At 42.9% G+C, this 23909-nt stretch carries 12 protein-coding genes and 1 tRNA gene; 6 read left to right on the plus strand and 7 right to left on the minus strand.

Annotation, left to right across the window (positions count from 1 at the left end; all coding sequences use genetic code 11):
• The first annotated feature begins 295 nt into the window (after positions 1-295).
• The 4 genes from Q0Q74_RS04580 (at position 296) to Q0Q74_RS04595 (ending at position 6880) form a co-directional block, all read left to right on the plus strand.
• On the plus strand, positions 296-1444 hold the full coding sequence (locus tag Q0Q74_RS04580) for a substrate-binding domain-containing protein (RefSeq protein ID WP_294429070.1): 1149 nt from the start codon (positions 296-298) through the stop codon (positions 1442-1444).
• Positions 1445-1553: 109 nt separating this feature from the next.
• Entirely contained in the window at positions 1554-3047 is a 1494-nt protein-coding gene (locus Q0Q74_RS04585; RefSeq protein ID WP_294428976.1) for a sugar ABC transporter ATP-binding protein, read from the plus strand.
• A gap of 37 nt (positions 3048-3084) precedes the next feature.
• Entirely contained in the window at positions 3085-4746 is a 1662-nt protein-coding gene (locus tag Q0Q74_RS04590; RefSeq protein WP_294428978.1) for a galactoside ABC transporter permease, read from the plus strand.
• A 217-nt stretch (positions 4747-4963) separates the two neighbouring features.
• Positions 4964-6880 carry a long-chain fatty acid--CoA ligase gene (locus Q0Q74_RS04595; protein WP_294428980.1) on the plus strand — a complete coding sequence of 639 codons (1917 nt, stop codon included), beginning with the start codon at positions 4964-4966 and terminating at the stop codon, positions 6878-6880.
• A 111-nt stretch (positions 6881-6991) separates the two neighbouring features.
• Here the strand turns inward: Q0Q74_RS04595 and Q0Q74_RS04600 are convergent, their stop codons facing one another.
• The 5 genes from Q0Q74_RS04600 to Q0Q74_RS04620 form a co-directional block, all read right to left on the minus strand.
• Entirely contained in the window at positions 6992-8443 is a 1452-nt protein-coding gene (locus Q0Q74_RS04600) for a small ribosomal subunit Rsm22 family protein (protein ID WP_294428982.1), read from the minus strand.
• A gap of 129 nt (positions 8444-8572) precedes the next feature.
• Positions 8573-11191 (minus strand): alpha-amylase family glycosyl hydrolase, encoded by a 2619-nt coding sequence (locus Q0Q74_RS04605; protein ID WP_294428985.1) that lies wholly within the window; start codon positions 11189-11191, stop codon positions 8573-8575.
• Between the two features lie 63 nt (positions 11192-11254).
• Positions 11255-14602, minus strand: a complete 3348-nt coding sequence (locus Q0Q74_RS04610) for an alpha-amylase family glycosyl hydrolase (RefSeq protein ID WP_294428987.1) — start codon at positions 14600-14602, stop codon at positions 11255-11257.
• Positions 14603-14766: 164 nt separating this feature from the next.
• On the minus strand, positions 14767-16035 hold the full coding sequence (locus Q0Q74_RS04615; RefSeq protein ID WP_294428988.1) for a hypothetical protein: 1269 nt from the start codon (positions 16033-16035) through the stop codon (positions 14767-14769).
• Between the two features lie 23 nt (positions 16036-16058).
• Entirely contained in the window at positions 16059-18365 is a 2307-nt protein-coding gene (locus Q0Q74_RS04620) for a glycogen-binding domain-containing protein (protein ID WP_294428990.1), read from the minus strand.
• A gap of 201 nt (positions 18366-18566) precedes the next feature.
• On the opposite strand from Q0Q74_RS04620, the gene Q0Q74_RS04625 reads away from it, so the two are divergent.
• Positions 18567-18640: transfer RNA gene (locus Q0Q74_RS04625), tRNA-Val, on the plus strand.
• Positions 18641-18777: 137 nt separating this feature from the next.
• Here Q0Q74_RS04625 and Q0Q74_RS04630 read toward each other — a convergent pair.
• Complete coding sequence (locus Q0Q74_RS04630; RefSeq protein WP_294428992.1) at positions 18778-19257, minus strand: hypothetical protein; 480 nt, start codon at positions 19255-19257, stop codon at positions 18778-18780.
• Between the two features lie 179 nt (positions 19258-19436).
• On the opposite strand from Q0Q74_RS04630, the gene Q0Q74_RS04635 reads away from it, so the two are divergent.
• A complete protein-coding gene (locus Q0Q74_RS04635; RefSeq protein ID WP_294428994.1) occupies positions 19437-19811 on the plus strand; it encodes a desulfoferrodoxin in 375 nt (124 codons plus the stop codon).
• 62 nt (positions 19812-19873) lie between these two features.
• On the opposite strand, the gene Q0Q74_RS04640 is transcribed toward Q0Q74_RS04635, so the two are convergent.
• Positions 19874-23908 (minus strand): exodeoxyribonuclease V subunit beta, encoded by a 4035-nt coding sequence (locus tag Q0Q74_RS04640; RefSeq protein WP_294428996.1) that lies wholly within the window; start codon positions 23906-23908, stop codon positions 19874-19876.
• Between the last annotated feature and the right edge of the window lies 1 nt (position 23909).

Genomic DNA, 23909 nt, shown 5'->3' on the forward strand with positions numbered 1-23909 from the left:
TAAATGCCGCTCCGCCGTGGAACCCCTTTAGTTCTGGAGTGAAACGGAAGAATGAGCGCGAGCGAAGGGTGGAAGGGCGGCAGACGATAAAATTCGCGCAAAATAGAAAAAACTACACAAAATCGCTTATAAATTGGTAAGATTTGCACAAATTAAAAAAAACATTTGACTTATTCAAATAATGATTTAGACTATTACGAAGTGAATTTTGTTTTTCATAATATAAAGGAGGAATTTTTTTATGAAAAAAATTATTGGTTCTATGGTTGCACTTACACTTGCAGCTGGAACTTTCATGTCATGTAACGAGAAATCAGCTCCAAAAGTTCTGAACAAGGACAAACCGCTTGTATTCTTCAATCGCCAGCCTTCTGATCCTCAGTCGGGAAACATCGATATGGCCTCAATGGACTGGAACGACAAGACTTATTATGTCGGATTTGATGCTGCTGGTGGCGGTGCTGTTCAGGGTAAATTGATTACTGACTTCCTTGCTGAGCAGGATGCTGCTGCTATCGACCGAAATGGTGATGGAATCGTTGGATATGTCCTTTGTATCGGTGATGTCGGACACAACGACTCTAAGGCCCGCACAGAGGGTATCCGAAAGGCTCTCGGAACATGGGACGGCTCTACAGATCCTGGAAAAGTTAAAGAAGGTTCTGTAACTGTTGGCGGAAAAGCATTGAAAGTCGTCGAGCTTGAAGGAAAAGCTATGACTGGTACTGACGGTTCAACATGGAATGCAAATGCTGCTACCGAAGCAATGGGCGGTTGGGCTACAAAATTCGGTACTGCAATCGATATGGTAATCTCAAACAACGACGGTATGGCTATGGGTTGTCTCCAGGCTTCAAACTATCCGGCTGGTGTTCCAATCTTCGGTTATGACGCAAACGCAGACGCAATCGAGGCAATTGGTGCTGGCAAACTCACAGGTACTGTATCTCAGAATGTTGACGCTCAGGCTACTGCAACATTGCAGGTTCTCCGAAACCTTCTCGATGGTCTCGAAGGAAACGAAGTTGTAACAAGCGGTATCACAAAGGCTGACAAATATGGCAACCGAATTTCTGCTGCTGTTGATTACATTCCTGCAACAAAAGCATTGCTTGCTCAGAACACTGGCGTAAATTCTACAAACTGGAGGCTTTACACAGCTGGTCAGCGCGATCCTCTCGTAAAACAGTCTAACGCTCCAGAAAAGAAAGTTCTCCTCACAATTTACAATTCTGCAGACAACTTCCTTTCTTCTTCTTATCTCCCGGCTCTCAACTACTATGCACCGCTTCTCGGTCTTAAACTCACTGTAGTTCAGGGTGACGGTCAGAACGAATCAAGCTGCATCGACAAATTCACAAACCTCGGCAACTATGATGCGTTCGCAATCAACATGGTTAAAACAAACTCAGGCCGTGACTACACTGATAAGTTGAAGTACTAAACCGAAAATCATGCGGCAAAACGGCAAATTGCTTTTCTTTTGCCGTGTGATTTTTCACTCTTTGTGTTACCCCACATCCGTGTGGGGATTTTTTAATTTAAGGAAAATTATGAGCGAACTAGTTCTACAGATAAAAAACCTGTCAAAATCGTTCGGCAAAAACAAGGTCCTCGACGGAATCAATCTTGAGGTCGGCGAAGGCTCTGTGCTGGGTTTGATGGGTGAAAATGGTGCGGGAAAATCCACCATGATGAAATGTCTTTTCGGCATCTATGCCAAAGACGAAGGGCAGTTCCTTTTGTGTGGAAAGCCCGTTAATTTTAAGAATCCAAAAGAAGCACTTGAAAGCGGTGTTGCAATGGTTCATCAGGAATTGAACCAGTGTCTGGACCGTTCGGTTGCAGACAATCTTTATCTTGGCCGCTATCCAAAGAAATTCGGCGTAATTGATGAAGCTAAAATGCTTAAAGACAGCATCAATCTTTTTGCATCTTTAAATATGAATGTCAATCCGCGTACAATCATGCGCACAATGTCGGTCTCACAGCGTCAGATGGTCGAAATTGCAAAGGCAGTCTCTTATGACGCAAAGATTATCGTTCTCGATGAGCCGACTTCTTCCCTCACAGAAAATGAAGTTCTGAAACTCTTCTCTATCGTCCGTGATTTGAAGAAAAAAGGAGTTTCGTTTGTCTATATTTCTCACAAAATGGATGAGATTTTCCAGATTTGTGACCAGGTTGCAGTCCTCCGCGACGGCAAGATGATTATGCAGAAAAACTCAGAGGAAACTGAGATGGGCGAGCTGATTACAGCTATGGTCGGCCGCTCTCTCGACAAACGCTTCCCTGATGTTGACAATGTTCCTGGCGATTACTGCCTTGAAGTCAACAATCTTTCGACAAGATATGCGCCTAATCTTGAGAATATTTCATTTAAGGTACGAAAAGGCGAGATTTTCGGTCTTTACGGACTCGTCGGTGCAGGACGTTCGGAATTGCTTGAATCACTTTTTGGTGTCCGGACAATCTCTACAGGCACGATTTCTTACGCGGGCAAAAAACTTCACTTTTCAAGCAGTAAGGATGCCATGGAGCACGGTTTCGCTCTTGTAACAGAAGAGCGCAAGCTCAACGGTATGTTCGGAAAGGACACGATTAAGTTCAATACGGTCATAACGAACCTTGAAAGTTACAAGACCGGCGGAATTCTTTCTGAACGCAAAATGGCAGAAGCCGCTGACCGCGAAATCGTTCAGATGCACACAAAATGTGTCTCGTCTGATGAGCTTATCTCGTCTCTTTCAGGCGGAAACCAGCAGAAAGTCATCATCGGTAAATGGATGGAGCGAAGTCCTGAAGTTTTCCTTCTTGATGAACCGACCCGTGGTATTGATGTCGGAGCAAAATACGAAATCTACCAGCTGATTATCCGCATGGCAAAGGAAGGAAAGACAATCATCGTAGTTTCAAGCGAAATGCCTGAAATCTTAGGTATCACAAACCGAATTGCCGTCATGTCGAACCATCGCCTTGCCGGAATTGTGGACACAAAAACAACTGACCAGGAAGCACTTTTGAAGCTTTCTGCGATGTATTTGTAAGGACCGTCAAAACAGCGACGGTGACAAGGAGTATAAAATGGAAGATAAAGAACTTAACGAATATTCAGCACGGCTTAATGAGCTAAGAAAGGACGGTGTAAACCTGATTTCTGCACTCAAACAGGAAAATGCCGCCGCAAAACGCAATAAATTACTTTCGGCTGATGAACGCGCAAAGCTTATCGCCGGTAATAATGCAAAAATCGAACAGGCAAAAACTGTTGCCGAAAAAAACAAGGCCGAAATTGCCGAAATCGTCAAAAAAGCTGTTGCACGAAACAATGAGCTTTCAAAGGCAGAAATTGCAAAAGTCAACGCTGAGCAGAACGATGTAATCGCAAAACTCAAGGCCGAATATGCAGAGAAAATCGTAAAAATTGACGAAGAAACTCTCGCACGCAAAAAGGAAATCGTTGCATCTTATGCCGGCAAAACAAGCCAGAAAGACAACGAAGACTGCAAGGAAGATTTGCGAGTAGCCGAATACGAGCACAATTCAGCGCTTTTCGACGCAAAAAACAAATTCACTTCAGCTGTGGATGCGGCAAAAGCAATCAAAAATCAGGCTTATGTGGATTATGTTCAGAAAAACCGTGCGTTCCGCAATGGTCAGACAAATTTCAAAGAAGATTTCACTCTTTCAGTCCAGAATTACATCAACAAGTTCAAGATGTCGAAATTCCTTCTCGACAACGGCTTGTATCTTGCCATTCTGGTATTCTTCATCGTGTGTATCATTCTCGCTCCACTGTCTGGAAGCGGAAACCTGCTCTCTCTGCCTAACATTTTCACAATCCTCGAACAGTCATCTGTCCGAATGTTCTACGCTCTCGGCGTTGCGGGCCTTATCTTGCTTGCCGGTACAGATTTGAGCGTTGGCCGAATGGTCGCTATGGGTGCAGTTGTCACTGGTCTTTTCCTGCATCCGGGTCAGAACATCGTAACAGTCTTTGGCCTCGGTCCATGGGATTTCACTACTTGTAGCATGGTTCTTCGCCTTGCTCTGGCTTTGTTCCTCTCAATTTTCCTCTGCGTTGCATTCAGTGCATTTGCAGGCGTTTTCTCAGCAAAACTTAAAATCCATCCGTTCATCTCAACTCTTGCAACACAGTTGATTATTTACGGCTTGCTCTTCTTCGGAACAAGTGGTACTCCGGTCGGCTCAATTGACGCAGGTATCAAAGATTTGATTGGCGGTCGCTGGATTCTTGGTCAGCTTGGCGGCGAGTTAATCACATTCCCGAAACTGATTATCCCGGCAATCATCGCAATCATCGTTGCATGGTTCATCTGGAACAAAACTACTTTCGGAAAAAACATGTATGCTGTCGGCGGCAATGCTGAAGCTGCAAGCGTTTCTGGAATCAGCGTATTCTGGGTAACAATGGGCGTATTCATCATGGCCGGTATTTTCTACGGCTGCGGTGCATTCCTTGAGGCATTCAAGGCAAACGCTTCTGCTGGTACAGGTCAGGGCTACGAGCTTGATGCAATCGCTGCCTGTGTCGTCGGTGGAATCTCATTCAACGGCGGTATCGGTAAAATCGGTGGTGCAGTAATCGGTGTTATCATCTTCACAAGCTTAACCTACTGTCTCACATTCCTTGGAATTGATACAAACCTTCAGTTCGTTTTCAAAGGATTGATTATCATTGCAGCTGTCGCACTTGATAGCGTCAAATATTTGAAACGAAAGTAAAATAAAAGGGGGGAAAGCCTTCCCCTCGCTCCAGACGAAGTGGTTTCGACAAGCTCAACCACCTCGTCTTTCGCTACCCCTTCTCCTAGGGGATACCCCTAAAACCCCATCACCACAAAAGCACCGCACATCCGCACTAACAATTTTTTCTGTAGATTTTTAGACCATTATCCTTTATAATAGAAGAAATATTCAATTCATACAAATTGGAGACTTTATGGAAACTACACTCCCCCGCCTTTTCAGAAAACGAGCTTCAGAATATCCCGATTTGGCATTCCAGATGTCCAGATTCAAGGACGGTCATTTTGAGCCTACTACTTACCGTGAAGCTTACGAAACTGCTGTAGCCTTTGCAGGCGGACTCCTTTCTCATGGTGTTGTACGCGAAGAACATATCGGTCTCATTTCTGATAACCGCAAAGAATGGGAACACGCTGACATGGGCTTGATGATGCTGGGCGCGATTGATGTTCCGCGTGGTTGCGATGCTACTATCGGTGATTTAGAGTACATCCTTTCTTTCTCAGAAGTTAAACGCGTTATTGTCGAAAATTCTGCTCAAATCGAAAAAATCCTCGGCATCAAGGAAAAGCTTCCTCTTGTAAAAGAGCTGATTGTTTTTGAAAATCCGGGCGAAAAAGAGCAGGAATCTTGCAAAGCAGCAGGAGTTTCCCTCTTTTCATTTGAAGAAATTGTCGCAGACGGCAAAAAATACAACGAAGCAAATCCCGGCAAAGTCGAAGAAGAAATCGATAAGGGCAAATGGGATGATTTGGCAACGATTATCTTCACTTCGGGCACAACCGGCAAGCCAAAGGGCGTAATGCTCTCACACGGCAATTTTATCACCCAGCTCGATGAAGTCTGCGAACGAATTTACCTCTATCCTGGCGACCGTGGCATGATGGTTCTTCCTGTATGGCATGCGTTCCAGCGGGCAGTTGAATATGTCGTTTTGAATCAGGGTGCCACAATTTGCTACTCAAAGCCGGTCGGTCCAATCCTTCTTGCAGACCTCAAAACGCTCAATCCGCAGGTTTTGCCGGCAGTTCCGCGAGTATTCGAGGCTGTTTACGATGGAATCTGGCGAAATATGCGAAAGACAGGCGGCATGGTTTTCCGCGTATTCAAATTCTTCGTCACAGTTGCGCTTTTCCACTCAAAACTTGACCGTGTTCTTTTTGACCGCACAACCCGCTACGGCATGGACAAACGATGGCTTCAGTGGCCTGCTTTCGTTCTGCCATGGCTCATTTTCTATCCGATAAAACTTCTTGGCGGTGCCATCGTTTTCCGTAAAATCCGAAAAATGCTCGGTACGGGTTTCCGTTCAGGTGTTGCAGGCGGAGGAGCTTTGCCACCAGCAGTCGATAAATTCTTCTGGGCAGTTGGTGTTAAACTTGTCGAAGGATATGGCCTCACAGAAACAGCTCCAATCATCTCAGTCCGACCGATTGACCGTCCGGTTTTGGGCAATGTCGGTTCTGCTGTGCGCGGCATTTCTGCCCGCGTAGTTGACCCAATCACCCGTAAGCCACTCAAACAGGGCAAAAAAGGTGTTCTCGAAATCAAAGGTGGCACCGTCATGAAGGGCTATTACAAGCAGCCTGAACTCACAGCAAAAGTAATCGATGAAAACGGTTGGTTTGACACAGGTGATTTGGCTCGCCTCACTGCAAAAAATGAAATTGTTCTTCGTGGTCGAATGAAAGACACAATCGTTCAGACTGGTGGTGAAAATATCGAGCCGCTTCCTATTGAAATGAAAATGCAGGAATCACGCTTCATTCAATCGGCAGTTGTTCTTGGCCAGGATCAGCGTTATCTTGCGGCACTGGTAGTTCCTGAAAAAGCCGAAGTTGAGTCTTTCTGCAAAGAATCTGGTCTTCCGTATAAAAAATACTCTGATATGGTTAAGAGTGCTGAAGTCTTGCATTTAATCGAAACTGAGGTTGCGACACGCGTAAACGCTAAAAACGGATTCAAGATGTATGAGAGAATCAATAAAATCGCGCTTATCGAAAAGCCGTTTGAAGTAGGCGTTGAGCTTTCTGCCAAGCAGGAAATCATGCGCTTCAGAATCAACGAGATTTATTCCAGCGAAATCAAAAAGCTTTTTAAAGAAAAATAAAAATGTTCAGAAAACTCTCTCAAACAGAGTAAATTTTCTGAACATCAGTAAAAGTTAGAACGGTTCGGAAAGTGCTGTTTTCGTAATGATTACAGCACCCGAACCGATTTTTTATATCCTGACAATAAGTGCGCCTGATTTTTTGTCACGCTCACCTAAATCTTCAGGTGTCTTGATTTGAAGCAGCTCGCCGTTTTTGGGCTGAATATGACTTTCATCTATGGCAAGCAGCATTCCGTATTTGCTGCAGGCATAGTAGCCGGATTTATGAAGCTCAGGCAAACGAATGAAGTCAGAAGCAACACGGATGAACATTTTTTCTGAAAGTTCTGTGCCGGAAGTTTTTTGACTTTGACGGCGTTCATCACTTCGGACAGTAGCAGACACATCTTTTTTTGCGACGATAAAACTCAAGCTTGCCCGCTCTTTTTGCAAGCCGGCCTTCTCGGAGAGTTTTTTTAATCTGACCGGAGCCGATTCAGCGTCAAATGCAAAATTACACCATTTTGCGTTTTTTCCATAAGAATTGGTCGTTTTTCCGTTTGTGCGGCCTGCCATCGGACAGTCAGCGATATGCGGGCATGGAGCGACAGGAAGGAAATTCTGACGAATCAATGCGTCACGCATAAGAGATATGAATCGTGCAGAATGAGGGTCGCCCGGTTCTACCAGCAGAACTGCGGAATTTTCGTTCTTGAGATAAGAAACAAGCTCGCCGGTATATTTTTTTGCTAGGAAGTCCGTCGGCATTTCATTTCGTTGAAGGATTTCATTGAATACATTCCCGCAAGTGATAAAATCGGCTTTTTCCTTTATATCGGTACCAAACGCTCCTTTTACACGGATTATTGTCCATGGCTCAGAAGATGCATCTGGGGTTTGGGGCGCAGCCCCAGGAGATGGGGGTGTCGGCACAACGGAGTGTGCCGCAGGGGGCAGGCTTGCCCCCTTTAAAGTCCTTGCGGCAATCGAAAGATACAAATCTTCACCAGCAGAAAGTGCGGTCTGGCTCAAATCCATGCAATACCACTTGATTTTTTTGCTTCGAAGTTCAGGGCGGGCAAGCCAAAGCGCGATTACGACGGTAAGGGTGCCACTCCCGATATCAATCGCGACCGGATTTTCAGATTTTACGAGCGGTTCAAATGACGACTTGGGAAGATTTGCGAAAAGGAGCGTCTGTCGGACGAGATTCCACCACATAAAGTAATTGATGTAAGCACTGATGTATGTGGCTTCGTTCATATATCCAAGACGACGGCTGTTTCTGTCATCCGTGAGCTGATGCGAAAGATTTTTGATTGCACCATAGAGCGAAACTTTCTGCTTCCCGCTCATTCCGCGGACACTTTCCACGATTTCGTCAAATTTTTCGATAATCTGGCGGCTTTCCTCGGAGACTGCCGAAAAATCAAACATCTCTCGACGGATTGACGCTGATTTTTTTCGTTCGGAAAGCTCTTTTCGGTGAGCATGGGTGCGCTTACGGTCAATTCTTGTTTTTGAAGTTGAAGAAACTCTTTCTACATTCGGATTGTCTTGTCGCTTAAAATCTGTTCTCATTTCCTTTCGATTATAGCATGAAAATCATTGCACTTTCTATAGGTCAGGATTAGGGGAAAAAAAATCCCGCAGTGCAAGCCAGCATAATACCGGTCCACACTGCGGGAAAACTCCCTCCCCTAAGAAGTTTTATTTTTTCAAAATTACGAATGATTTAGCTGCAACTTTAGCTGGAACCGATGCGCTTTCGCTCGGTGTTCCGCTTGCAACATCGACCAGCTTGGTGTAGCCGGTTGTGTCAATTGTCTGCTCTGTGTCAGTGGCGTTGAAGTAGACGAGGAAGTCGCCTGTGGTGTATTTTGTTACGCCCTTTACGCTCTTGTATGTTTCAGCTTCTGCAGTTGTGTTTGCTCCGAATGCAGCAGGATTTGCTTTGCGGAGAGCAATCAAGCCTTTGTAGGTGTTGTAGACATCGGCGTAGGTGTCCTTCATGGTTAAGTCAATCTGGTTAATTACATCTGATGAGCTGTAGCTGTTCTCGTTTCCTTTCTTGGTTCTCAGGAATTCCTGACCACCATTGATGAATGGAGTGCCCTGTGAAAGGAAAAGATATGCTGCGGCAAGTTTATCTTCTGCCTTGATAGTTGCAAGACCAGTGCCTGCATCTTTGCCTTTTTCAGTATCATAAGAATTAACTGCGGCAAACAGGTCAATAGCTGCCTTACATTCAGTGATTCCAATATAACTCATTGCAAGTTTATCAAAGAGAGTATAATTGTCGTGGCACTCTGCATAATGAAGAGAAAGTTCTGGTTTGCCTGTGTCATTTCGATTTGTGCTGGCTCCTTTCAAGCCTTTTTTAATCGCTGCATCAGCAAATTTGCCCTGAACATGACCAAGTGCAAAGCCACCGAATTCTTTTCCTTTAATTGCATCACGGAATGAATCATCGAAAGCACCGTAACCGATTCCAGAAGTTCCTTCACCAGCTTTAGTTGCACCGTTTACTACAGCAGAACTTCCACCAGTCCAAGGCTCACCGTAAACCATAACATTCTGGTCGATTTTATAAAGCTCATCATAGATTTCTTTCATTGTCTCGGCTTCCTGACAGCCCATAAGGTCAAAGCGGAATCCGTTAACATGATAGTCAAGCATCCAATGTTTGAGAGATTCAATTACATAGGTTTTTACGACGCTGTGATTTGTAGCAATTTCATTTCCACAACCAGAGCCATTCATGTACTGACCGTCAACGACACGATAGAAATATTCAGGAACTGTGAGGTCATAAAGTGAAGCTACGCCTGTTCCACTAGTGTGATTGTAAACAACATCCATGTTTACAGCGATACCATTCTCATGAAGTTTACCAATCAATGTTCTGAATTCAAGAACTGCCTGTGTACCATCTTTGTAGTTCTTTGTGACATATCTTCCTTCCGGAACATTGTAATGATACGGATTGTAGCCCCAGTTATAAGCAGAACTTGCATTCTTTTCTGCATGGTCAAAAGAAGGCAAGATTTGAACATGAGTTACGCCCAAATCTTTGAGATGAGCCATAAATTCTTCAGAATTTGCAAGATCAAGGAATTTTCCTGTTGAATCAGTAACAAAAGCTCTAGACCAGTCACGGACATGCATTTCATAAATGACTGCATCTGAGTAAGATTTTACTTCACTTCCATTGTTGCCAAACGGGTTATAGTATCCGTCCTTTGTTCCCCATGAACTGTCTTTTGAACCTGTATAAATAGCACTTGCATCTGCATTAATATCAACAAGCTGAGATGCTACAGAATCTGCGCTACATGATTTTGCCCAAATATCGCAGACATCACTTGTCTTATCAGGATTTGCAATTCTGTACTTATAATATTTGAAGCCTGTAATGTCGACAGAGTCTAATGTCCAAATACCCTTTGTACCTGCCGTCATATCAACGCAACTGTCTTCGGTTGTAAGTGATGAAGAATCTGCAAACAAAAGCAATTTGACATCAGAAGCAAGCGGTGCCCACATCTTGAATGAAGCGGTGCTTCCATTCACTGTTACACCAAAATCCTTATCTGTAAGACCATAAACATTGTCAATAACATCACCTGTTATCGGACAAGAAATTGTCTTATTACCATATGATACGGTATAAGGTGTTTTATCAATATTGCCAGCTTTAAGAATGATTTTTTCAAGAGTTGCACTTTCAACCTCAAGAACATTTCCATCGCTGTCTTTGACAGTAAGCTGAGAAACATCGATAGATTCTATTCGGCTGGTGCTGATAGAAATTTCTTTGTCGGAAACAAGGTTTGCGCCCATAATTCCGAAACTGTCTTCATAAGTCGTGTAATACATTTTTGGATTCGCAAAATTAAAGTAAAATGTGTTGTATTTGAGAAGCTCATCTTTAGGAACGATAACATCGTTTGTCTGAGGGCTTCCCGCACTGTTTACAAAAAGAATACCAAAATCTGCCGTTGTGTCAAGCTGCATATCGCAGTAACTTCCGTAACTATCTGACTTATCAAGAACGAATGTTCCGCCCGGCCATGATTTTGTATCATAGTTTGTATCACCTGAGCTAGCTCTCTTCCATGCCCAAATCTGCCAAGTTTCTGCCGCAGGCTTGTCTAGAAGATAAATTCTCCAATAACCCTCTGGTACCGGAATAGTTGTTTTAGTATTATCTGACGATGAATCCTTTTTTGATGAGGAGTCATCATCTCCACTGCTACATGACATGAAGTTGAAGAGCAGCGCCGCAGTTCCAAAAATCATAACGATTTTTTTCATTAATTTTTTCATGTTTCCTCCATAAAACTAAAATCAAACAAGGGCAGAATCATAAAAATGATTCCGCCACATTATTTACTCAATTACAATCACATTATTTGTTTCATCACAGACAAGCGGTACATCATCAACGGAAAGAGTACCACTACCAAACTTGTACCGGTCAGAATCCCCGGCTTTAAGACCGCGCGGACTTCCCATATCGAAATCCCATGTATTGATGTAGAACTTATAGCCTGTAATATCGCTCGGATATCCCATTGCCGCTGCAGAAATTTTAATCCAAATCATGCCAGGCTTATCCGCCCATACGCTGCCAATTTCTGGTGCGTAGCCGGACCAGTCAAGTTTTGCATATTTTTCGATTACAGCACCTTCACTATCCAAATCCTGATACTGTTCAAGAGTTTTGCCGTCCGCATCTTCAAGCTGTTCCCATGCGACAGTCGGGGTATTTGCTGGAGCAGGAGTTACGGCCTTACCAAAAGTAGAACTGTCTGCACCACTTGAAGAATAGTAAGACTGTCCCCAACCGTTGCACTGGAACATATAGTCCCACTTGCCAAACGAATCAGGCAGTTTGTAATTGCTCTTCGGATGATATTCACATCCGTCCGAATCATTGCCATTCGAAATAAATATATATGGAACAACATGATCGAACTGATTTGAAGTCGGATTCCAGCCATGACTTACGGCACCCATTTTCACACCAAGAAGCACATCGTTTCCGCTTCGATAAACTTCAACACCCTGAATGTCCAAAGCGCCTTTAAATGGAGCATCGGTCGGTCTCTGAAGGATTCCTTTAGCTACCCCTACTCCATTGTCATCGTCTTTTGGATCATCAACACGCTTAATCAAAGTAAACGGTCGCTCAATCGTAAAGCTCTTCTGCTCTGAATAACAGATTACTCCGTCTACAGTCTGAATCATCTGAACTGTAATCTTTCCGTTAGAATAAGCCTTTACATCGATATCCTTAGAGAATTGAACATTTGCAGTTGCATTAACTGTCTGTGCAAGTGTATAGTCGCCGTTCAATACGATTTTGACATCACCTGAAACTGTCGTTTTACCTTTTACAGTGATGCTGGAACCAGTGACCTTATCTGTTGGAATCTCATCAACAGTAATTTCACATCCACTTGCGCCAGCATCAAGGCCTTTTTCAGTAAGGATATAGACAGCACAGCTGTTTGCCGGAACGATAAGTTTTACATTTCCTTTTTTGCCGTCAGCAGAAGCAACAAAACTTTCTTCGATTTGAGTTCCATCTGCCGGACATACTGAAATTCCTTCATAAGGAACAAGCGTGAATTTATCTCCAACAGCGATATTCGCATAGCTTGCGTCAAGAATTTTATCCGTGCTCGCAGTATTCATTACGAAAATTGCTTTATTTCCAATGTCTGCAAGATATTTTTCAGCATCTGCAGGGTCTCTTTCACGAACAATATAGGCAAAGATTCCGGCACTATCTGCGGTTTCCTGCAAGACTTTAAGCGTATTGTATCTGAAGACACGATTTTCCTTTCGCATTTTGTTCAGATTCTGGAAATACTTGTACCAGTCACCATTCGTATCAAATGAATCAGAAGTTTTTGTAGTTCCAGGAGTGTAGAAACTTCCTTCGAACATACCTTCACGACACTGACCGTCAAATCCCTGCTCGCTTCCATAGTAAACCTGCGGAATTCCTGGAATTGTGTAGATGATATTATAGGCAGCCTTCATCAACTCCGTGTTGCCCTTCATTGTCTGACCCCATCGGTCAATATCATGGTTGTCAATGAATGTAACAAGCCTGTCAGGATTTGCATAATAACCTTTTGTATAACGATTATTAAGAACAGTACCGATTGCATTTGTTTTTCCGCCAGAACTGATTGTGTCTGCAAGAGCATAGCGCAACGGGAAGTAAATCATACCGTCCATGCGGGCAGTTCCAGAAGAAGACTTCGTGTAGCTTCCGACAATCTTTTCATCCTGACTGAAAGCCTCACCGAAATTAATGAAATCTTTTTTTCCTTTTGAAAGACCATATTCACGCACACCCATGTTGTTTGCATCAGTGTCGTTTATAAATCCTTCAAAGAAATCCGGTTCGACATAGAGGGCTGTGTCGATTCGGTAACCGTCGATTCCACATTTATCAATCCAATATCGGAAATAACCACGCAGCAAATTTCTTACGACTTCATTCTCCGTTACCATGTCGTCCAGATTCGAAGAAGAATGTGTGTACATATTGTACTGATTTGTATAATCACTGATTTCGGTGTTGAAATGATAGAATGAGTTATTCTGCCATTCGTCAAGAGTGATATCACGCACATCATTCAAAGCCCACGGAAGCTGCTCCGGATGGCTGAACGGAATTGATTTTGGCTCAAAGTAAAATTCTGAAGAAGGAATATCCCATTTTTCTTCAGTAACATTCCATTTCTCTGCGGTGACATCTTTTTTTATCTGTTGATAATCGCCAAGATGATTAACGACAATATCCTGAATTACATAAAGGCCAAGGTCGTGAGCCTCTTTTACAAATCTTTGATACTGTGCAAGCGTTCCCATATGGCTGTCTACTTTTGTAAAATCACTTGCCCAATAACCGTGATAACCATGATAATTTGATTCCGCAATCTGACATTTTACAGGCGGCGTCATCCAGATTGCAGTGAATCCCAAATCCTTTATATAGGAAAGTTTCTGTCTGATTCCTTCGATATCTCCACCGTTGTAACCAGAAGCGGGTTGTCCTTCCAGCACATCCCGTTCGTTATATGGGTTTCCGTTCGGATCAGTAAGGCCTTCAACATGGTCATTTGTTGTATCGCCATTGAAAAAACGGTCTGTAAGAATGAAATAAATTGTCTGATCCTGCCAGTTATCACTTTCTGGATTTACAGGAGTCCATGAACCATCAAAATCGGTTGAGCGGTCAAGGTCAAAATCAAAGCTTGTCATGGCATAGCGTTTCGTTCCGTCAGGGAATTTTGCCATTGCACGAACAATACACTGTTCTCCAACTTCAAATGCGCCGTTGTATTTTGTAGATTCTTCAGTTGGCTTCGACTTTGCAACAGAATTTTTCCATGCAGTTTCGTTCCAATTTCCATTTGAATCCAACGCAGCAGTTAAAACTGTATAAAAGATTTCACTGGCACCTTCACAGGAAATAGCGACATTCTGTTTCGTCTTATAAAATCCACCGACAGGACTGAAAACCGGAACCGTAGGCTCAGCAGTTTTAGGTGGATTTGATGGCTCTGGCTCAGGTTCGGGTTTAGGTGTTTCCTGTGCATTGTCGTTTCCGCCAGAGTCACTGTCAGAACAAGAAATCAATCCCATGCCAGAAAATGACATAAGCAATGCCATGGCAGCAACAAAGGCTATCGCCTTACTTTTTGTTTTTTTCATATACTTTCTCCTTTACTATTTTTTTTACAATGTCAGAAAAACGCTAGATGCCCATATAAACAATTACACTCATTTTTGAATATAATTGTTTATGTGAACATTTACAGAAAAAGGGCTAGGCTTTCGCCCAGCCCTTTTCGTTGTTTTACAAATTAATGTAAAACTTATTCAACAAATGCAGTTGTTGCAGAATTAGCTGTGAGATCTACTGTACAAAGATAAACACCAGCTTTATCTACTGTGAAACTAATTGGGAAGTTAGCTCCGCTAACTTTAATTTCTCCGTTTGTAGAAGCAATATCTCCTGCAGCATCAGGTTCACCCCAGTATCCACAAGCTTCGTATGAAACTGTATCACCAGTGTTCATTGCCTTTGCAGTGAAGATAGTGATTTCTGCTGTACCTTTGTCAGTGATTTCAGCATGGTACAAATCTTCGTATGATTTGCTTCCACCCCATGCTGTAGTCCAACCAGATGTCCATCCATCAAAACTACCACCGAGAACAGCAATCTGTCCTTCAGCGTCAGCAATGCCCTTTACAAGAACTTTAAGGGTTACAGCAGTAACTTCTTCAACCTTGAATGAAACTTCGCCCTCTGGAGTTGTAAGAACAGAAATCTTGTATGGGAAGCCAACTTTCATTCCTGTAATTTTATTGTTAGGACCACCGTCTTTTACTGTTTTTACATAATCTGTAGTAGTTCCAACAGCAAATGTTCCTTCAACATATTTTGTAGCCCAGCCTTTAGTACCGATACCAAATTCAATTTCTGCTGCACCAGCATTAAATGAATAAGTATAAGTAAGCTCAGCAGTTCTGTTGTTTCTTGTAGGATTTACAAGAAGTGTGTCTACACTTGCAGCCCAAGTTGCATTACCACCAATGTTTTCATTTCCAAGAATGAAGTATCCGTCAAGGTAGAATGGCTCAGGTCCAGATGAACCAGCACCAGATTCAACTTCAACTTTTACAGTAAGATATGTAGCATCAGGTGTGATTGTGAGAGTAACTTTATCGCCTTCCTGAGTTCCAGAAATAAAACAACAGTCAGCAGACTGTCCCTGATAAACTTTCTGCTCCATTCCATCACTTTCACTGAATGTATTTGCAGTATCACCCAGGCTTTTTGGCTGTGCCAAGCGATATGCTGTATTCCATGAACCATCACCACATTCAATAACAGCAAAGGCATCACCTTTAACGCCACCTCTTTCTTGAGTTCCTGTTGCCGTAAAGCTTACTGTATAAGTACCGTCTCCGTTTGCAGTAAGAGGAATATCAGAAGCATCATCCCAGCCAGATTCCTTTGCTGAACCACGAATTCCGTAACCAGTAAGGTCAATCAATTCTGTATCATGCAAGTCGCCAGAACAGCCGATAAGACCGAGAGCAAGCGTACCTGCTGCAAGTAATGAAATTATTTTCTTCATTATTTAACTCCTTAAAACTCGTTTTAGAATTCCCAGCGGATTCCGCCACGAATTGCTGCATAACCATCGTAATAGTCAACAGCATCAATACCACCAAGCTGTTTGTCCCATCGGTCGCTTACATTAGCTCCGTTAAGGGCAAGCTGATCCTGTCCGTCACCAAATTTCTTATACGGATCCATGTTGTATACGAACTGTGCGTAAAGGATTGGAGACTTGATTCGTTTAATCTGTTTAGATACACCAAGTGCGAAACCAAGCATATTGTTCAAATCTTTATTGTATCCGTCTGCTGCATCAGTGCTCTTTACAGTCTTGAGACCAAACGCTGCGCTTACTTTGAAGTCCATTGGAAGTGTTGCAGAAGCAACCAAAGTATTGAACATACGAGTATCATTTGAATTGTCCAAACCATAGTAAAGGTTCAAGTTCTTGATTACATCAGAAACATCGCTGTATTCAAGTGTGATACCTGCATTTTTGAAGAGGAATGCACTGTCAGATGCAGCATACTTGTTCATTTCTCCATCATCATCGCCATCATACTTGTATGCATCGTATTTGAATCCTGCATCCAAAGTAATGCTGATATCATCAGTGAGATAGTAAGCAGCAGTTGGGTTAATCTTAAACTCTGCACCGCTCTTGATACCGAACAAAGGCATCATCTCGCTACCACATCGGCTTGCATACCAACCTTTTCCATTGTTCCAAACAGCCTCTTTAGACCAGCCTGTAACTACATCTGAATCACCTTCAAGATGTTTCAAAGGAAGAGCTGCATTTGCATCAAGTGCGAGATAAAGGGCATCTTCCATAAGGTTTGCATAAGCAGAAAGTCCGATGTTCTGGCTGTTAAGAACGCCAAGTGTCTCAGAAAGGTCGAATGTACCATCGTCATGATTTTCGCGGAGGAAGAGCATTGAAGCCTCAGCACCACGCAAACGATAATCAACAGTTACACCCCAAGCCTGTTCAGCAGCATCGTAAATCAATTTAGCTTCAGCAGCCATATTGTTGATGCTGTTATCGCCAGAGCGATAGAATACATCTGTAGAATAACCCATGTAATCAGCAATAGCATTGCCCAAGTCATCACTTGTCTTCTGGTGTGTAGCCATAAGGCCCTGAGCAGCAAATGTGATTGAACCAGCATCTGCAAGATTAAGTTTTTCTTTCAAACCGAAAACGAAATCTCGTTCAACAGAATCTTCAAACATTACATCGCCGTCGAACATACCGTTAGACTGGAAATCTACAGTAAGACCCAAGTCCTCGAATTCAGAACCGAGCCAACCGATATATCCATATTTTGTACCTTTGCGGTCTGCACTCTTGTTTGGAACAAAACCTGCATCAAGTTTGATACCTTTGTCAGCCAAAAGCTCCTGAGCTTTAATACCAGTGCTGAATGAAGCGAATCCACCAACATGCTGATAGCCAGCATCCCAGTTACCATCGATTGTTGTCCAAAGGATTTTTGCTCGTTTGTCCTGTTTTGCATAGTTGAAACCTGTGCTGTAGTTAACCCAAGGTGTCTCAAAACCGAACTTCAAGTGGCCGAGATACGGATTTGTTCCCGGTCCCTGTGCAGTTGAATTGCTATTGTCAGTAGATTTTCCGAACCATGAGAGAGGGTTTGAAAGAAGACCGCTTGCACTCTGGCGGAATGATTTTGTTACTGTGCCGTCAGCTGCTTTTTTATAGAGAGAAATTGGGCTGTCTTTGCTATCTGGATGAAGAGCATCATCAAGCTCAGTTTCTGCAACAGCAAGCTCTACATATACAGGCATTTCCGGTGTGATATTACCAGCGAATTTAGCATAGCTCTTTGCACCAACAGTAACTTCATCCAAGTCCATGCCTTTCTTAGTTGCGTCAGAAGCACCCTGTGTAAGGAACTTAGCCTGTGAACCAAGCATAGTCCATGTCAAGAATTTAATATTTGCTCTTTTAGCGTTGGAATCGTTTCCGCCGCCAACCAAAGTATCTAGCTCACCCATTGAGTTCTTTCCACCAAAACCGTCATCGACGAAATCCGGTGCTTTCAAGTCGGTTGTCCATGAACCGTCTACGATAAACTTGTATTTTACAGTTGTACCTTTTGGGAACACTTTGGTGAGTGTGAATCCTTTCTCACCCTTTTCCATTGGTATTGCTCCCTCTTGCCAGTTTGTGAAGTCACCGGCGATGACAACCTCTGTTGCACGAGGGTTACCATAGAAGAATGTTGCTTCTACTGAACCGTCGTCCAGTTTTTTGGCAGTGATGTCAGCGAACAGTGCTGAGCAGACAGCCAAGACCGAGATGAAAGACAGTAATTTTTTCATCTTTTCCTCCATTTTTTTATTCGCGCTTACCTTTAAGCCATGCCTCTTTGCTAGACAGAACCGCCATTATAGTAAGTTGAATTATCCTTAAATTTTGCTTGGAGAATGATGAAATTCTGATTTTTCTTGAGTTTTTAAAGCTTATCTCTTGACACGGAGGGCAATTTTTTTATATAATAGATTTCAACATCAGCACTGTCTGCGGGGTTAGCTCAGTTGGTTAGAGCATCACGTTGACATCGTGGGGGTCAGTAGTTCGAATCTACTATTCCGCAAAGAGTGCTGATGTTTTTTTTATTTTAAAGCGCTAGAATTTCATCGTCTGCCGTTGTTCCACCCTTCGCTCGCGCTCATAGCCTGATTCTTCGCATCAGGCTACTTCGGGGTTTCATAACGGAGCAGAATTTTCCGTTCAAATCAATTTGCGCTCTTCATTCCATTTTGCAAGTTTTTCTTCTATTATTGTGCGTTCATTTTCATATTCACTGATTTCTGCGCTTAACTTTTCTTCTTTTTCGTAATCCGTCGTCACGATTTTTTCTTTCCTTAAATCATCAAGGAGCGCGTCCAGTTCAAGGCTTCGTTTTCGTAATTCCGTGATTTCTTTGGGCGGACGGCCGCCTTTCTTGCCGTTTTCCTTGCTTGCTGCTTTTTTCGCGTTGCTCGTCGATTTTCCGTTAAAAGAATAAAGTGATGAAATCCAAAAACGGAGAGATTTTATCTGCTGCCCCATTTCAAATTCAATATTTTCCAGATGATGGCTTTCTTCAGCGGTGAATTTGTCATCTGCGGCGTTTTTTGCCCTTTCAATCTGATTTATAATCGAAATCTGGTTCTTTAAATCTTCAAGTGCCTCGATTGCCTTGTAAATCTGCTCAGTTTTCTTAGACATATTCATATTTTAACCTAAGATTTTAGGTTTTTGCAATACCGACACAAACTTTCTTTCCAGGATAAGTCCAATATTTTTTTTGCTTTTTACAGATTTGGCACTTATAATAAAAGGATAAGCAGGTTTCAAAACCGTTTGACTTTTGAAACAGCATCAAATCATTTTTCAAGGGGTACTTTATGGCTCAATTCTTCAGATGCAAAAAATGTGGAAAAATCTTGGAAATCGTAAACAAGGGCTGTCCAGTCGTTGTTTGCTGTGGCGAGGAAATGGTCGAACTAAAGGCAAACACAACTGACGCTGCGACAGAAAAACATGTTCCTGTAATCGAAGTAAACGGTGACAAAGTATGCGTCAAAGTCGGTTCTGCTGTTCATCCAATGGAAGAAGACCACTACATCCAGTGGATTTGCATTGAAACAGACAAAGGCATTCAAAGAAAATACCTGAAACCAGGCGAACCACCAGAAGCAACTTTCGTTCTATCTGGCGAAAAACTTGTTGCCGCATACGAATACTGCAACAAGCACGGCCTCTGGAAAAGTCAGGCATAATAACGAGTTTCGCTGCCCTGGCATTCGTGCCAGGGATTCAGCATGAGACCCGCAATGCAAAATCAGGACTTCGCCGTCAAGTCCACTTCTTTTGCATACCGAAGATAATAAAGCACGCATCGAATTTCACTTTCATCACAGCCGAACATCTGGCTCACGGCTCTTCTATAACACAAAAGCTGATTCCGGTAAATTTCCGGCTCGATTTTCTGGTTCGTCTTGTAATCGACAATCGTATATTTGTACGGTGAATTCGCTTCATTTTTATAAAGCAAGTCGATTTGCCCGGAAACAATAAGCTCTTCAGCATATTCAACGCCCTCTTCCTTTGGAACGAGAGAATTTTCAATCACGCTCCTGAACGAATATTCCGTTTTTTTCCAGTCAGAGGCAATCGCTTCTTTATAAAGTGATGAATTTTCAAATTTTTTCGCCATGTCAGCGCAGAGTTCTTTGATTTTGGCGATTTTCTTGTCGCGGTTAGTGTCCCTGGCATTTTCTGTCCATTTTTCCATGCCGACATTCGAAATGAAACTCTCGTTCACGCCAATCAGTTCGCGGCCATTAATTTTGGGCTCTTCCCCAAGCACTTTTGCTTCCATGCAGGCATGCGCAATCGTACCAAAATCAGCAAAACTGAAAGCCGGGGACATTTCGGGGGCAGGAGACAGAGGATTTTCACCTTCCTCACCAAAATCTTCCATCGCAGGAATCTTTTCACCTGCGCCAACCGGAATCGTACTGGCAACAATCGCGTTAATCAGCTCATATTCAGGATTTGCAGGCTGCTCATCAAAATCAAAAGGCAGCTCCCCTTCCCTAAACATTTTAGCCGGCGCGTTTTCGCTTTCAGATGTCAGTTTGCTCGGCGAAACATACAGTTTTGGAGAAAGTTTTTCGGTTACGACATCAGCATTTTCAAATTCGCAAAGATTCTTTATATAGTCCGATTTTAACGGCTGCTGCGCGTCCTCATTCAGAACGGTCTTAAACGAATCAATGTCATTCACAAAATTAAAGGCAGGATTTTTTACATCGATTCCGCCATCCTTGCCTTCGCACACATCCGCAAAAATCATCGGCAAAAGAAGCTGATAAATCGTCTTTGGATTCACGAAATCCTCGGTCTTCTCTTTTGGCTCCTTGAAAGGCTTTATCTCACCATTCTTTCTTTCACAGGTTTGCAGATAAGTGAAAGTCTTGTTATCAGCAGTATGCAGCTCAAATTTCCGGCATTTTTTTTCTGCCTCTGCCTCATCCTTAAATTCGCCGTTTTCACTTCCAACGATGTAAAGTTTTTCTTCAGCACGGGTGAACGCGACATAGGCAAGACGACGAAGTTCAGCCGCCTCCTGATTTTTGTTTTCCTGATCAACAAGCGAGAGAAAGTAAGTTCCGCCGATTCCTTTCTGAGAATTGCTCCAAGCAGGAGTTTTTAAGAGGAAACCGAATTTTTCATCATAATCAATACCGCTGCCAAATTCCTTGGGAACACCTGAAGCGGCACACACGAAAACAACTTTATACTCAAGGCCTTTGCTTTTGTGAATCGTAAGAATCTGAACCGCGTCCTCGGCATCCATTACAACATCAAGTCCGTCAAGCTTACGGTCATCTTCATAAGATTTTACCATATCGATGAACGAAGCAAGACTTTGTGTTTTTTCTTCAGCAAGCCGGGCCATCTCAAACAGAATATCATAAAACGAAGAATACATTGCGACGGCTTTATTCCAAAGAGTCTCGTAACGGTAGCCCAGCTCATACCAGATGTAAGAAATTGTTTTGGTCAATTTTTCAGTCTTCAGGCGCTCATTAATGTCATCATAAATTGCCTTCAGATTCAGGATTTTCTCACTCAAATCAGAATCTAGAGAAATGGCCGCGAGAAGCTGTTCGTCAAAGGGCTTTTTGTATGGATTTTCACAATTTACGAGAACCTTTTCAACTTCGGCAAATGTAAGCGAGCAGAACGGTGAGCGCAAAACTTTTGCCCAGGCATTTTTATCTTCAGGATAGACACAAAGCTTTAAGAGAGAAATAATGTCGTTAATCGGACCGTCAGAGAAAAATCCCTTGTAAACTTCGGTTGAATACGGGATTCCGGCTTCAAGCAGAACCCTCTCGTATGCTGCCGTGGGAGTTGATGTCCTGAAAAGAAGCGCAATGTCACTGTAGTGATATTTTTGAACAAGATTTCCGTCTTTATCCGTTGTTTTTTCCTGAAGGAGCTTGTTGATTTCGCGTGCGACAAAACTTGCCTCACAGTCGTAAGCCTTTCGCTCAAGCTCAATTCCATCAGAATTCTCAGGATTCTCAAGATTTTCAGAAGACTCGGATGATGATGTCGAAAGTGCTTCCTCAGTTTCTTTTTTCGGATATAAGGCAAGGGTGACCTTTTTTTCTGAGAAATCGCATTTTTTCAGCTTAAAAGCAGGAACTTCAACCCTGCGGTAATCAGCCTCAAAATTCGGAATCTGCTCTTCCCCGCTCGGGTTTTTCGGAAATTTTTCCTTCGTCATAAAAACCGCGTTCAGAGAATCATTTACCTTGAGGGCATCCGGATAATCATAACCGCCGAAAATCGTATTGAAAGAGCGGATAAGCTCAGGATTTGAGCGATAATTCGTCTTGAGTTCGATTGAGTTCTTGATTGAAGAAGACAAATTTCTGAAAACCGAAACATCTGCCCCACGGAAGCGGTAAATGCTCTGCTTGTCATCACCGACAAAGAAAAGCTTATGCGTGTCGAGCCGTTCAAGAAGATCAGAATCAAAAAGATTCGGAACAAGATAATTTCCGTCTGAATCGAATTTTTCGTTCTGGTCGCAGAGAATCAGAAGAACATCGCACTGAAGCTGATTGTCATCCTGAAATTCATCAATCATGATTGCATCAAATTTCTGCTGTTCAATCGAGCGGATTTCCTGATGCTCACGCAAAGTCGCCAAAGCAAGCAGGCTCACATCAGAAAAAGTCAAAAGGCCCGAAACGCGCTTAGTCCGAATCATTTCAGACTGAAAGGCCGCCAGATGAGCGAAAACTTTTTTCTGAAGAGCAAAGCCAGAAATCGAATTTGCGATGAGGTAAAGTTTTTCCAACATTGGCTGAAGATTTGCCTTCATTGCCGAGTAATTCGAATCCCGCCAGCAGGCAGAAAAATCACCGCCGCAATAATCAGAAACGGCCTTAAAATATGAAAGGAATCGCTTGTCAAGGAACGATTTTGCGCTCTCAACCGACTCAAAAACGCCCTCCAAAAGCGCTGGAGAGTCGGGGTTCCCTGTTTCATCTATGTAATCATAAAGTTTTCCAAGAGACTGGCTCGGCTTTGGATTTCTTGGAAGCACAATATAAGAAGAAATTTCATCATAAATCCGGGAAGTGATTGCTTTGTAATCTTCAATAAGGCATTTTTTCTGTTTTTCAAGCGACGAAGCAAAATCAATCGGTGTAAGAATCGTAGAAAACTTGAGCACAGCAGAAGCAAAAAGCTCCTCGGCAACATTTTGAATCTGGAAAACCTGCGCGATTTCTTTTATTTCTGAATCATTAAGGTGCTCCAGTACATATTTTGTTGCTTTCTGGCGGATTGTTGAGGAAATCTTTTCATCATCGAGCGTAAAATTCGGGTTAATTCCGTAAAAATGTGCGCCTTTCTTTGCGATTTCAGAAAAATAACTGTCCAGAGTCTGGATGTGCGCTCTGTCAAACTTTTCAATCGCATCCCTGGCGCGAGATTTTATCAAATCAATGTGCGGAAAATCAGCAGGAAGAGGCTCCGTGTCCGCTTTTCGCCGAATCGGATAACCGGCAATATGATTTTTGAGGCCATAAAAGATTCTCTCTTTCATTTCATTAGCGGCTTTTTTGGTAAAAGTGAGCGTAAGAATCTTTTCACAGGGAACATTTTTCGCTTCGACAAGATAAGCGTAACGGGAAGCAAGAACAGTCGTTTTTCCGCTGCCCGCGCCTGCACTAACCACAACATTGCGAGTTTCCTTTACCGCCAAAAGCTGCTCGTCATTCAGGCCGGCCGAAAGGAGTTTCAGAGATTCATTGTCTATTTCAAAAGAACTTGCTTTATTTTCAATCATA

Source organism: uncultured Treponema sp. (genome assembly GCF_946187725.1).
Classification (GTDB): Bacteria; Spirochaetota; Spirochaetia; order Treponematales; family Treponemataceae; genus Treponema_D.